Source organism: Paraglaciecola polaris LMG 21857 (assembly GCF_000315055.1).
Classification (GTDB): domain Bacteria; phylum Pseudomonadota; class Gammaproteobacteria; order Enterobacterales; family Alteromonadaceae; genus Paraglaciecola; species Paraglaciecola polaris.
In genome coordinates, this window is the sequence record NZ_BAER01000118.1 from 17,633 (window position 1) to 30,984 (window position 13,352).

The following is a 13,352-nucleotide window of genomic DNA, read 5'->3' on the forward strand; positions in this document are numbered from 1 at the left end:
CACATAAGTCCCAATTGAAAACAAGATCGCACCCACTAAGTAAGCAACAACTGGTGCGAGTAAAAGCGTGATAAGAGCATGATGATCAAACATAATCATCTCCTATTCAGCTTTATTTTTCGTCACTTCTTTTTCGTCAAGATCAGTAATTTTCACATGACTCGCAAACACAGGCTCATCATTAATGCTGAACATGTTGCTCGCTGTCAATACCGCCTCTTGAATCCCGTATTGCAACTCTGATTTAGTCGTTTTTATGGTTTTTGCCATCAGGTGGCTAACAAATTGCTCCAAGTTTACCTCTGCAGCTGAAGCTTGAGAGCTGAAAGCCAGAGTAGACGTTAAAGCGATGACAGCGATTGTTGATTTAGTAAACATGATATTCCTCTTCATTTTAAGCAGTGTGACACCAATTTTTGATGTCACTGTTAAGTCGAGGGAAATAGTGCGAGAGTTGTGCCAAGTCAGAATGATTTCGCAACCAACTGATTAAATAGACTTTTTATAAATATGATTGTGTGACGTTAAATAAAAGTGGGTGAAAAAAGCAACAGGTTAGTAAAAAAGACCACCAAGATGGTTAAATTAACTAACCCGACTATCTTGGTAGGCTTTTGCTGTCGCGCGAGCTTCATCGACCGCCGCTAACGCGTTGATCAAGAGCTCAGGGCCAACTTGCAAACCATTTTTGCTTTGTCCCGTACCATGCTGGCTCAAATAACGCCGCCAAATACGCCCACCTGGTTGCCCTTGAAATAAGCCCAACATATGCCGCGCTATGTTCCATGCCCGGGCGCCACCGGCCATTTGCGCTTCAACGTAGGGCAACATAGCATGCACTATTTCTTCTCGGCTCAGCACGGGACGATCATCCTGATAGAAGCGCCTATCCACATCTGCCAAAATATAAGGATTACTGTATACCTCTCGACCGATCATAACACCATCGAGTTTTTCCAAATGAACAGCGGTGTCATCTAGGGTTTTTACGCCACCATTAATACTGATATTTAGCTGCGGAAATTCATCTTTAAGAGCATAAACTCGGTCATACATTAAGGGGGGAATATCGCGATTTTCTTTAGGGCTTAACCCTTTTAACCAAGCTTTTCGCGCGTGCACCGTAAAAATATCACACCCACTATCGGCCACGACGCTAATGAAGTCAGTCAAATCCTTATATTCATCCATATCATCTATACCGATACGTGATTTAACTGTCACCGGAATATCGACTTCTTTTTGCATTGCTTCGATACACTTAGCAACCGTGCTTGGTTCCGCCATCAGACAGGCACCAAAGCGTCCATTTTGCACTCTATCAGATGGACACCCAACATTAATGTTAACCTCATCGTAACCACGTTCTTGTGCAAGTACCGCACAGCGTGCCATGTCTACCGGATCAGATCCGCCGAGTTGCAAAGCTACGGGATGCTCCGCATCGTTGTATGCTAAATAATCACCCTTGCCGAAAATAATCGCCCCGGTTGTTACCATCTCAGTATAAAGCAAAGCATGTTTAGATATTTTTCGTAAGAAATAACGGCAATGCTTATCGGTCCAGTCAAGCATGGGTGCAACAGAAATAGTGCGGTTAATTGACGGCGTTGAATTATTCACTACAAACCTTTGATATTTAAAATATTTCAAAATGACAGCCAAATTTTGGCCATCATCAAAGTCCCTACGCTAGTCAAATAACGATAGCACTTAAGCTTACGTTATATTTATGCTGACAAAGCGATCATGGGGATACGGATAAATCAGCGGCGTATTATAGCACTTGCTGACACGTCTAGAAATGACGCAATGGTATCGTTAAGAAAAGGCTGCTAGTTTAGCGCCTTTAAATGTCATTGCGTTCAACCTTTGCGGTAAATTTGATCACAGGTAAACTAGTCAAAATACTTGGGCCTAACAGAGCCGCTGGCAAAGATGTGACAAAGGACAGCATTATGCACACCACAACAACACACGCGGCACCTTCATGGCAATCAAAGATTAGTCAAACGATTGAGCAACATAGCAACGATGTGACCAGCCGCTATTTGCAATTGGCCAGTGTGGATGAACGCGGCCACCCTTGCTGCCGGACCTTGGTATTCAGAGAATTCAACGCGCGCCAAACACAGCTCTTTCTGCATACTGATAGCCGAAGTGACAAAATAAGCCAGTTTGAGGCGAATAAACAGGTGGAAGCCTGTTGGTATTTTAACCAAACCCGTGAACAGTTTCGCTTAAAAGGGCAAATAGAGTGCATCGTTCATGATCCCATACACTCGTGCGACGCAACAAGTTGCCCAGCAACGCCACCACCACAACAGTTGCGCAATGAGCACTGGCAAAAACTCAGTGGCGCATTACGTGACAGTTATGGCGAAGATTGTGCTGCAGGGGCACCCAACCCATACTTTGTGCTACTGATACTGAACATTGCCCAAGTGGATTATTTGCGCCTAGCACCGCTGCCTCACCTGCGCCTGAATTACCAACTTGATGAGCAAGCCAATTGGATAGCCCGAGTTATCCGCCCCTAAGACTTTTACTCTTTTACGTTAAAAAATACATTTCATATGCTCCGCCTATTTGTACAAATCAATAACAATTAATGACAGTTGGTCAAAATAAGTACACAGTAGAGCGGTGGGTTCGGCCAAAAAGCATGTTTATTGCTTCTCTTAACGGATGCAATACGGGCCTATTATGTCTACCTAGATAGAGGCAAGTGTATGTTGGTATTAAGATTGAATAAATCTGGCCTACCTCAGGCATGGATAACCGTAGAAGAAGCAGCTCGATATTACACGCAAAACAGAGTTTTATTTGAGCTTGGAAACAATAAACGGGTACTGCGTGGCGGCTGGAATAATCAAGGTTTACAAAGTCGTCTGACCTTGTCTTCAATTATAGGCTGCGAAGGGAAAGTTATCCGTCCTCTGGGTAAAGTGCCGCTGAACAATCGTTTTTTGTTTCGTCGCGACAATTATCTTTGTATGTATTGTGGACAAAAATTTCGCATCACCGAACTGACCCGAGATCACATCATTCCCCGTTCAAAAGGTGGCCGTGACATATGGACTAACTGCGCCTCGGCCTGTAATCGCTGCAACTGCTTTAAAGCTGACCGGACACCGGAAGAAGCTGGCCTCGCATTAATTGCGGTGCCTTTCACGCCAAATATTCACGAACGTTTTTACTTAATGAACCGACGTATACTTGCCGACCAAATGGCATTTCTAGGTAATCATTTCTCTAAAAATCGCGCATGGGAAAAACCTGAAATCAGCGATATTGTTGTTATTTAGGCTAACTTAGGGCGAAAATCGGCTAAAAACAGTAATACTTAGCTATTAGGTCTATTCAACTTTAGTTTACACTACGCCTTTGTTTGTATCTGGTATCAGTTGGAGTGAATGTAGTGGCACTACTGTTTGGCAATTTGATGGGTCTACTCTCGGTTATCTTGTATTTTATCAATACAGTGTTTTGGGTTATCCCCATTGTATTACTGTCTTTTTTAAAGCTTATCCCCATTAAAATTTGGCGAACTGGGCTGTCTTACCTATTAGATGGTTGCGCCACCTCTTGGATAACGGTCAACAATATCAATCAAAACATTTTCAGCCGCACAAAAATTGAAGTCATAGGTACGCAAACACTCACCCGTGATGATTGGTACTTAGTCATTGCCAATCATCAATCCTGGGTTGATATTCTGATTCTGCAACGAGTGTTCAATCGCAAAATTCCTTTTCTAAAATTCTTTTTGAAACAAGAGCTTATCTGGGTTCCTTTTTTAGGTATTGCTTGGTGGGCGTTAGACTTTCCTTTCATGCGTCGTTACACCAAATCATTTTTAGCGAAAAACCCCCATCTAAAAGGCAAAGATTTGGAAACCACCCAAAAAGCCTGTGAAAAATTTCAGACTAAGCCAGTCAGTATCATGAACTTCGTGGAAGGAACCCGTTTTACCCCAGAAAAACATCAACGCCAGTCCCCGTCCTTTCAGCGTCTTTTAAAACCTAAGGCCGGCGGAATGGCATTTGTACTGAGTGCCATGGGCAGTCAACTACATAAACTACTCGACGTAACGATTTATTATCCACAAGGTATACCCACATATTGGGACTTTGTTTGTGGTAAAGTCACCTCAATCAAAGTACATGTTTCCGTCACGCCAATCAGCGACTTATTACAAAGCGAAGCGTTTACTCAAGATTACTTCGACAACCCTGCCCAACGAGTAATATTTCAACGCTGGCTTAATAGCGTTTGGACAGAGAAAGATCGAAAAATCGAAAAACTTTCAGCGGAGCAGTAACACGATGTTTTCAGTGCTGCCGAGTTTCATTATTTTCCCAATTCATTTGTGCCTGCAAATCATTAATTTGTCTTTTTGGGCAGTGCTGATCATTGCGCTCGGGATCATCAAATTGCTAATCCCATTAGCGTTTATTTCCCGGCCCATTAACCACATTCTCAACTTTATGTTATGCGCATTTGGTGTCATAAGTGTGCGCTTAATTCGCTTCTTTAATCGTATTGAAATAGACGTGAACATAGACGGAGTGCTGAGCAAAGAACACTGGTATCTCATGATGCCTAATCATCTCAGTTGGTTGGATATTATTCTGTTGGTTGATTTTGCTGCTGATCGTATTCCAGCACCGAAGTTTTTCCTGAAAAAAGAACTGATTTGGTTACCTTTTGTAGGGTTAGGTGCTTGGGCACTCGATATGCCATTTATGCAACGATATAGTCGAGAATTTATTGAAAAAAATCCTCATTTAAAAGGTAAAGATATCCAAACCACCAAGAAATCCTGTGAAAAATTCCAAACCTGCCCCACCACAGTGATTAATTTTGTTGAAGGAAGCCGTTTTACCGCACAGAAGCACAAACACCGTAATAGCCCCTACATGCACCTGTTACCCCCAAAAGCAGGTGGGATTGCATTTACACTCGCTGCTATGGGGGAGCTATTTACCGGTATCTTAGACGTAACGTTAATGTATCCAAACAACCCCAATAAGCCAATGTTAGACATGCTCTCAGGGCGACTGAGCAAGGTCATACTGCGCGCTTCCGTCATGCCGATTGAGCAAGAAATCATTGGCGACTATTTTAACGATGCGTATTTCAAAGATAGCTTTCAATCTTGGTTGAATTCTCGCTGGGCGCACAAAGATACCCAAATTAACCAATTATCCGGAGGCAAGTAAGTGGACCATAGCGCACAACTAGGTGACTATATTATTCAGGGCTACCAATATGTTGGCCTGACTGTGAGCAAAGACGGAGGGTTATTTGCGTTAACCGCTGTTATATCGCTGCTGTGCCTAGCCTGGCTTAGTTTTCGATTAGTGCGGATAATATTAACCGGTCGGCTCACTCGGGTTATTTTTCACAGTAAAAACACCATAGACGATGAATTACATGAGCACGGCGTGTTTAGACGTATCGGTCACATTGTCCCTGCCATGGTTATTTACCTGTGCAGTAGCATGCTGGTTGAAGATCCCATTCTGTTCTCTGTCCTGCAAAAAATGGCGATTATTTATATGCTGATAGCAGCAGTGGCTGCCAGTAGCGCTTTACTCAATACAGTAGAAGATATCTATAACGCATCTGAGCTGGCTAAACGTGCACCAGTCACCGGCTTCATTCAGGTAGGGAAGCTGTTCGTGGTGATCGTCGCAGGCTTACTTATCATCTCCAACTTATTAGATAAATCGCCACTGTTATTGTTATCCGGTTTAGGTGCCGTTACAGCCATACTCTTGTTGTTATTTAAAGATACGATTTTAGGTTTTGTCGCAGGTATTCAGATTGCAGCTAACCGCATGGTAAACACAGGGGATTGGGTTGAACTGCCTAAATACGGTGCCGACGGTACTGTTTTACAAGTCGGACTGACCACAGTCAAAGTACAAAATTGGGATAAAACCATTTCGACCGTTCCTACATATAGCTTGATTACCGACTCAATGAAGAACTGGCGCGGTATGTCGGATTCAGCAGGACGGCGCATCAAGCGCTCCTTGTATATCGATGTGAATAGCATCAAATTTTGCGATCAAGACATGCTTGACGACTTCCGTAAAATTCGTTTCATTAATCAATACATAGAAAAAAAACGCGCCGAACTGGATGCCTATCATCAAGAACAGAAAATCGATATCCAAGACCTGTTGAATAGTCGTCGTTTAACCAATATAGGTACCTTACGCGCTTATTTAGTATCCTATTTACGTCATCATCCAAGCATCAATCAGGATATGACTTTAATGGTTCGCCAACTACCGCCGACAGAGTTAGGGCTACCACTGGAGATATATTGCTTCAGTGCCAATAAAGATTGGATAGCCTACGAAGGTATTCAGGGAGATATTTTTGATCATGCGCTGGCCATGCTGCCAGTGTTTGGTTTGCGAGCCTATCAACGTGTCAGTGATAGGTCTCACTAAATATTGTTAACTTGACTGTGGGCTTTAGCCTACGGTCAAGGCATACCAAAATAAGATAAATAACACGACACCAGATACCCCAAAGAAACCATATTCAACACGTGATTTCATGGCAGTCTCTTGCCCTGCAGGTTGAGCGATAAACCCCATTATGATACTCGTCACGCCTAAAACAAACGCTACTAAACCAAAACCAAACAATATTGCATCAGTCCAATTACTCATCTCACTTCCTCAAAAATAGTAAACACGTTGTTATAAGCCCACATAAATTAGGGCAGAATTATATATCAATTCGTACAAGAAAACACAAACTGGTTAAATTGCCTAATTATTAGTGTGTTCATCAAAAATGCTGGTATAAAAACAATCCACCTTGCTCTCAACCTTAGGTTAACCCATTGTTTTTACTTGAAATACAATAAATGGTACAGGCCTTGCTGCTATCCCACTATCATTAAAATGTATAAATTTATCTGTCAATATCAAGGAATAAGGCCATGCGTAATATTATTTTTTGCACTTCGCTCATGTTATGTAGCGCCGCAGTAGCCGCAGATAAGCAATGCGATGTTGAATTCAACGGCGGCCTGCAATTAGAAAATCAAGTACTGACCTTAACCACAGAGCAGAACGATAAAATTGTCATTAATCAAAGCAAACATCTGTATGTTAACGGTCAAAAAACCTCGTTGTCTGCCAGCCAACAAGCACGTTTGAATGAATTCTATGATGGCATTAGTTCCGCTGTCCCAGTGGCGGCGAATATTGCAGCAGATGCAATTGAATTAGCGAACTATGCACTGGATGAAACGTTCACCCAATTACTCGGCGAAAATAACTCTGTTGTTGCTGACATTAGCGCCCAACTCCAAGAACTGAAACGAGAATTGAACGACAGTTTTTACGCCGACGATGGCTCAATACGGCTGAATTCTGCGCACCACAACCAAGGTGAGTTTTTAAGCGAAGGGTTTGAAATAAAGTTTGAACAAGCCATCGAGACCATTGTGGCTCACTCAATTGGTCAAATAATGGTCACTATCGGTAGCGAATTAATATTTAACGGCGGCGATCTTGATGAGTTCGAGCAACGAATGGAGAATTTTGCTGTGAACATAGAACGCCAGGTTGAAAACCAGAGCGAAGCACTTGAGGCCCGCGCCGAAGTATTATGCGCCAGTTTGGCTAATATAGACCGCCTAGAAGAAAAGTTGCAAAACGAGGTGCCACAACTTGCAGACATGGACATACTTCAGGTAAAACATTACGCAATGTAATGCCTATCAAGTAATCTATGAATATATCTATTTTTGGCGGGGGTTGGCTAGGTCAACCTCTTGCAAGCAAACTCAGCGGCGCTCGTGGTACTGTTAACCGACACTCCCCCAATCAATACCATGTCCGGGTCACCGCCCGGAGTGAGCAAAGCGTCTTAATGCTGAAAGAGTTGGGCTTAGTTGCTTATCCATTCACACTTGGTCAATCACTTACTGAACACAGAGATTTGACGGCGTTGCTTGATAATGACGTCGTCATTATCAATATTCCTCCCGGACGTCGAAATCTAGCGAATGATCCTAGAGCCAGCCAGATATTCATCGACAACATGTGTGCACTTATCCAGCAAACCTGCATCGAGAATAGCGCCCAACTAATATTTATTAGCACCAGCGCAGTATATGGGGATGCACAAGGTTATATCACAGAGCACAACAAGGTCGCTCCCGTGACTGAATCTGCACGAGCACATCAAGCAGTAGAATCGTTTATCCTGCAGCAGATTCCCCACTCCGCATGCATATTACGCTTGGCTGGGCTAGTGGGTCCTGGCCGCCATCCCGGCATGTTTCTAGCGGGTAAACACGAGGTAAGCGCAGGTGGTCAGGTCGTGAATCTTATCCACCAGCAAGACGTGATCAGTGCACTTGAAAAGATCATCCTAAGCAAGACTTGGGGGGAAGTACTGCATTTATCTGCCCAAGCGCATCCTTCTAGACGAGAATACTATACCTGGGCAGCACAGCAACTGGGCTTAGCAGCGCCGCATTTTGCATATGAAGTCGAGTGCCTCCAGGGTAAATGGATTGATGCCAGTTACACGCTACAAAAGCTATCACTGTCACTTACCTACCCTAGTCCCTATGACATGCTCTAACACCCAAAGAGCTGGGTGTTAGAGGGATAAAACCGCCAGCTAGGTACTGGCGTTTTCTACCTAGCCAATAAGCGCATTGCCAAAATACTTGAGCGCGACGGTATTGATAAATACCAACAGTAAAATCACTGGAATAAAGGTACCTAAGGAGAAGTTCACGTATTTTTCAAACCAACTATTCGCAAATTTTGGCGAGCCCATATCAAGTTCGGTATTTAAGTTGCTTTTCTTCCATCGGTAAATGACAAACAAACAAACTAACAGGCCGTTGAAAGGTAATATGGTGTCGTAAAAAACATCAATAATCACATCAAACACCGACTTGGTTTGCCCTGCATAACTCACAAACTCAGTGAAGAAAGTCGAAATACCAAAAGACGACGCAGCCACGATGGATAACGCAACCAGCAGCGCGCCCAATATACCTAACGATTTCTTACGGCTATAGCCCTTATCTTCCATCAGTGCAGAAACAGGCACTTCAAAAATAGAAACCAAAGAGGTAATTGCAGCAAAAAACACCAATAAGAAGAACAAACTCGCCACAACACTGGCTCCGGCATAACCAATCGTCGACTGCAGTGCTAAGAATATTTTTGGCAAGAAAGTGAAAATCATACCCACCGACGAATCACTTAGACTCTCAGTGTTGGTATTAGGGTTAAACGAAAACACCGCGGGTAAAATCAACAAACCCGCGATAAAGGCAACCCCAGTATCCATTAAGGCGACCAATTTGGCAGAGCCCGGCACGTCACTGTGTTTATCTAAATACGAGCCATATGTCAGCATGATCCCCATACCTAAAGACAAGGAGAAAAACGCTTGAGACAAGGCCGCACTCACGACAGCGGCATCAACCTTGCTAAAGTCAGGGACAAGGTAATATTTCACCCCTTCAAACGCATTATCTAAGGTCAGCACAAAGATGACCAGACCTATCAACATCACAAAAAGTGCGGGCATCATCAATTTTGCGGCTTTTTCAATGCCTTGTTTGACCCCACCTTGCAGGATCAAATATACGATAATCAGTACCCCAATCATGTAGTAGAACAACTCGTAACCATTGATGAACACACCAAAGGTTCCCGGGTCAGCTAATACGTCAAGATTACCCAATACGCACTGAACTAAATAACCAAATATCCACACTGTGAGCACGAGATAAAATATGGCAATCATAAAGGGGGTGATAGTCGCGAGCCAGCCTGCAATTTTCCAATGCCACTGACCGCCAGAAAGATCATTGTATGCGCCTAGCGGATCTTTACGACTTGCCCGCCCCACAGACATTTCGGCCAGCATCACGGGTAAACAAACAAATGCGACGAAGATGGCATACATCAGTAAGAAAGCGCCGCCACCATTTTTTGTTGCCGCAACCGGAAAACCAACCATATTGCCGATACCAACAGCTGAGCCTGCTGCCGCGAGAATAAAACCTAAACGAGACCCAAACTGTTCGCGAGGTGCACCCATAGTGTCATCCTTTATTATTGTTATATTTTTATCATAATGACCGGATGTTAACAGCAGATAATTAAAAAGTCTTCGCTGAGGTGCATTAGCTATAGCAACAAAATGCACAAAATATTTACAACTTGTAAATCAAGCTATTCACCACGGGATCGCTTTACCATCCCAATCGATAAAATAGGGACCTTTTTCTGGGCAAACGCTCGCTAATAGGCCTAACAAGCGCCCAACGCTGAATTCACTAGTAAAGAGTTTGTCAGGCTGCACATTACCTTGAAAAGGTTTGGATAGACTGGTATCCACCGTGCCTGGGTGATAACAAATAAAAGCCACATTTTTTGCCCGGCGCTGATACTCTACTTGCGCGGTTTTCACTAACATGTTCAGAGCGGCTTTACTGGCTCTATATCCATACCACCCCCCTAAGCGGTTATCTTGAATGCTGCCCACCCGTGCACTACAAAAACTAATGTCTGCTGGTTTATGCCCAGTAACAAGCGGCAGTAGGTAACGCAACCAAAGTGCCGGCAATATAGTGTTAGTCGAAAAATAGGCACTTAGTTTATCCGCCGACATGTCCTCTAAACGTTTTTCAGGTTGCAAATCAGTGCCATCTCTACTTTGCCCGTGAAGCACCCCGCAACAACAGATCACTCGGGTAAATTGCCCTGCACTTTGCTGGGCCTGACAAAAATCGGCAACCACCGACTCATCACCATAATCGAGTTGTATCAACTGAGCACCTTTGACGAACGATGAAATATCGCCGCCAGCTTGCTGACGCACCTGACGAGAAACACCGATAACGGTTTTATACCGCTCGGACTCAACAAGTTGGCGAAAGACCTCACGACCGATCCCGTCTGACACTCCTATGACCAGCGCATTGCCGTTATGCTCCATCACTCTGTCTCCTTTTTTCTAGCCTGACTTGTATCCACTTCTGCTAAGCCAAGGGGCTTTTCCAGAGATTCCGCACAAGAAACACAGCGCCTTTTACCGGTTAACAAAAATGAAATTTTATATCGGTTGCGCGCGAGTCCCGTATATAAACCATCTGCCACCCAACGAATAATTGGCCAGCGTAACCAAGCGTATACCCAGCCTTTGTCTACGGTTTTCCATGCGAAATACATGGCATCTAACCCTGTGAGCATAGTGCCATCAGTCTTTTCAACATGAATACGAGCATTCAATTCATTTCAATTAAGCAATGGGTAGTCTTGCTTGAACCTGGCCCGCTGGATATCCACAAATCGGATTTGCTGGCGCACATCATACTGACGTAACCGACTCATTTCGGCTAAACAGAGCGGACAAAATCCATCATAAAAAACGCGAATCGGCATAGTGTATATCTCTAAGTTTTGTATCTCTTTACTTACGCTGGTCAACTAAAAATAGATTAGGTTAATCTTATATGCACCTTGAACCCTTATAAAGTGTAACCACATTAGAGCTTTACGAATTTAGTAAGGTAAGTCATGGCAAATATTCAACAAGCAACGCTTGGTGGTGGCTGTTTTTGGTGTTTGGAGTCTGCATTTAACACCGTGGATGGTGTTAAATTAGCCGTCACAGCTTATGCTGGAGGCCAAACCCAAAAGCCAACTTATGAGCAAGTATGTAGCGGTCAAACAGGCCATGCGGAAGTGGTACGGGTTAACTTTGATGCGGATAAACTGAGTTATCGCGAAGTATTAGAAATATTCTTTGCGTTACACAATCCCACTCAGTTAAACCGACAAGGTGATGATGTGGGTACACAATATCGCAGTGCGATTTATTATCATGACGATCTACAAAAGCAAGCTAGCGAGCAGATCCTACAAGAAATCACTGACGAGCAGATATGGCCAGACCCTGTTGTAACCGAGGTAGTTGAACTGAATAATTACTTCCAAGCAGAAGATTATCATCAGGATTACTTCAACAATAATCCGCAAAATCAATATTGCAACATGGTGGTTGCCCCTAAACTGGCGAAGTTTAAAAAAACCTTCGCCAGTCGTCTCAAAAGCGCTTAATGCTCAACAGAGCTGGTGTTATGAAACCATACGTCTTGTATTGGTAAGCTGAACAACAAAGGCGCCATTTTTTCGAATTTGGCGCTATTTTTTGCACACATAATATTGTGTAAATAAACTTGCTTCCAGGGATCGTTAATCATCCACAAAGTGTCGTCTTTTACCGTCAGTCCCTCTATAGAGGCATTATTCATTGGCTCCCATGCAGCACATATGTCGTTTGGTTCGTCCACCGGTGCGTAGAAGCTTAAATCGACAATAATCGTGTCCTGTTTACCCGCTAGATCTATTACCCAAAGTTTTTCGTCATTACGCGCAGCGGCAAATAAATAACGCTGTCCATCACGTTCGTACACTTCCAAGGCATTAATAGGATGATTACCGTGCTTAAACGCGGGCAGCTTCACCTGTGCATCTTGCACTTGAACAAAACCATTTTGCTGCCAAAATTGCTTGGAAAGCGCAGTAGTGAATATCCGAGCGCCACCAGCGGCATCTTTTTCTAACCCTAAATACAGTTGCCCGTCGTCACTTAACGCTAGCCCCTCAATTCCATCATTGGGAAAATCACCTAAATTGAGCTCGGCAGCAAATTGCAGTGGCCTCACATGAGTCATCAATGCAGAGTTATCATCTTGCACAGCAAGACGTACTAGTAAGAACGGATAAACAACCGAACCAGAATTTCCATACTTACCAGCGCACTCAGGGCTAAGACCAGCGTGATCACTCCCATCTTCGGTGATAGTAAGAAATACACCTGATTCATTTGGTACTGCGACCAAGGCTTCTAAATCTGGATTCTGTTGTAAATAACTAGCAAAACAGCTCTGTTGTACGGCATCACTTAAGCTAAATACCATAGCTGTCGGCGATACTTGAGCCGTTTCAGCAGAAATAACATGTAGTTGCAAACGCTGGGATGGATCAGCACTTCTATCGCTCAAGGTAACCAATTTGTCTTTCCAAACGGTTAATCCTGAGGTTTGCGGATCAAGCATGACATCGCCGTTTGCTTCCGTTAACCATTGCCCTCTTACCGTCAAGATATCTTGGGCGAGTTCAGTGTTATTATCCACTGTCACTGGGTCGACATTGTTCGCTTGTTGCACTTTATCACAGCCAGTGAGTATGACTATGGCCAAGCCAAACGTCACCATTTTACTATTCATGTTCTATCCAATTTACAAAGTTGCACATCAGTGATGATTTATATGC

Annotated in this window: 14 protein-coding genes and 1 pseudogene; 8 read left to right on the plus strand and 7 right to left on the minus strand. The window is 43.6% G+C overall.

The window, feature by feature from the left end:
* Positions 1-102 precede the first annotated feature (102 nt).
* Both GPLA_RS18885 and dusA read right to left on the minus strand, forming a co-directional pair.
* Positions 103-378 (minus strand): hypothetical protein, encoded by a 276-nt coding sequence (locus GPLA_RS18885; protein WP_007106593.1) that lies wholly within the window; start codon positions 376-378, stop codon positions 103-105.
* Positions 379-585: 207 nt separating this feature from the next.
* Positions 586-1,575, minus strand: a complete 990-nt coding sequence (dusA, locus tag GPLA_RS18890; RefSeq protein ID WP_407636159.1) for a tRNA dihydrouridine(20/20a) synthase DusA — start codon at positions 1,573-1,575, stop codon at positions 586-588.
* A 278-nt stretch (positions 1,576-1,853) separates the two neighbouring features.
* Here dusA and GPLA_RS18895 point away from each other — a divergent pair, with 278 nt between their 5' ends.
* From GPLA_RS18895 to GPLA_RS18915, 5 genes are all read left to right on the plus strand, one after another.
* Positions 1,854-2,540 (plus strand): pyridoxamine 5'-phosphate oxidase family protein, encoded by a 687-nt coding sequence (locus tag GPLA_RS18895; RefSeq protein ID WP_007106595.1) that lies wholly within the window; start codon positions 1,854-1,856, stop codon positions 2,538-2,540.
* 192 nt (positions 2,541-2,732) lie between these two features.
* Entirely contained in the window at positions 2,733-3,308 is a 576-nt protein-coding gene (locus GPLA_RS18900; RefSeq protein ID WP_007106596.1) for an HNH endonuclease, read from the plus strand.
* 113 nt (positions 3,309-3,421) lie between these two features.
* Complete coding sequence (locus GPLA_RS18905) at positions 3,422-4,324, plus strand: acyltransferase (RefSeq protein ID WP_007106597.1); 903 nt, start codon at positions 3,422-3,424, stop codon at positions 4,322-4,324.
* 4 nt (positions 4,325-4,328) lie between these two features.
* Positions 4,329-5,225 (plus strand): acyltransferase, encoded by an 897-nt coding sequence (locus GPLA_RS18910; RefSeq protein ID WP_007106598.1) that lies wholly within the window; start codon positions 4,329-4,331, stop codon positions 5,223-5,225.
* The gene (locus tag GPLA_RS18915) at positions 5,226-6,470 is read left to right on the plus strand and encodes a mechanosensitive ion channel family protein (RefSeq protein ID WP_007106599.1); all 1,245 of its coding nucleotides are present in this window, start codon (positions 5,226-5,228) and stop codon (positions 6,468-6,470) included.
* Positions 6,471-6,494: 24 nt separating this feature from the next.
* Here the strand turns inward: GPLA_RS18915 and GPLA_RS18920 are convergent, their stop codons facing one another.
* On the minus strand, positions 6,495-6,695 hold the full coding sequence (locus tag GPLA_RS18920; RefSeq protein WP_007106600.1) for a hypothetical protein: 201 nt from the start codon (positions 6,693-6,695) through the stop codon (positions 6,495-6,497).
* A 275-nt stretch (positions 6,696-6,970) separates the two neighbouring features.
* Here GPLA_RS18920 and GPLA_RS18925 point away from each other — a divergent pair, with 275 nt between their 5' ends.
* Positions 6,971-7,750 (plus strand): YggN family protein, encoded by a 780-nt coding sequence (locus GPLA_RS18925; protein WP_007106601.1) that lies wholly within the window; start codon positions 6,971-6,973, stop codon positions 7,748-7,750.
* Positions 7,751-7,767: 17 nt separating this feature from the next.
* Positions 7,768-8,628: an NAD-dependent epimerase/dehydratase family protein gene (locus tag GPLA_RS18930; RefSeq protein WP_007106602.1), complete on the plus strand. Its 861-nt coding sequence runs from the start codon at positions 7,768-7,770 to the stop codon at positions 8,626-8,628.
* 60 nt (positions 8,629-8,688) lie between these two features.
* On the opposite strand, the gene GPLA_RS18935 is transcribed toward GPLA_RS18930, so the two are convergent.
* From GPLA_RS18935 to GPLA_RS18945, 3 genes and pseudogenes are all read right to left on the minus strand, one after another.
* Positions 8,689-10,110, minus strand: coding sequence for a sodium-dependent transporter (locus GPLA_RS18935; protein WP_007106603.1), 1,422 nt, complete (start codon positions 10,108-10,110; stop codon positions 8,689-8,691).
* 138 nt (positions 10,111-10,248) lie between these two features.
* Entirely contained in the window at positions 10,249-11,010 is a 762-nt protein-coding gene (locus GPLA_RS18940; RefSeq protein ID WP_007106604.1) for an SDR family NAD(P)-dependent oxidoreductase, read from the minus strand.
* Positions 11,010-11,456 (minus strand): annotated as a pseudogene (locus tag GPLA_RS18945) (thiol-disulfide oxidoreductase DCC family protein). The gene GPLA_RS18940 and the pseudogene GPLA_RS18945 overlap by 1 nt, the downstream one beginning before the upstream one ends.
* Positions 11,457-11,591: 135 nt before the next feature.
* Between GPLA_RS18945 and msrA the strand changes: the two are divergent.
* Positions 11,592-12,134, plus strand: coding sequence for a peptide-methionine (S)-S-oxide reductase MsrA (gene msrA / locus GPLA_RS18950; protein ID WP_007106607.1), 543 nt, complete (start codon positions 11,592-11,594; stop codon positions 12,132-12,134).
* On the opposite strand, the gene GPLA_RS18955 is transcribed toward msrA, so the two are convergent.
* The gene (locus GPLA_RS18955; protein ID WP_007106608.1) at positions 12,131-13,306 is read right to left on the minus strand and encodes an esterase-like activity of phytase family protein; all 1,176 of its coding nucleotides are present in this window, start codon (positions 13,304-13,306) and stop codon (positions 12,131-12,133) included. The genes msrA and GPLA_RS18955 overlap by 4 nt on opposite strands.
* Between the last annotated feature and the right edge of the window lie 46 nt (positions 13,307-13,352).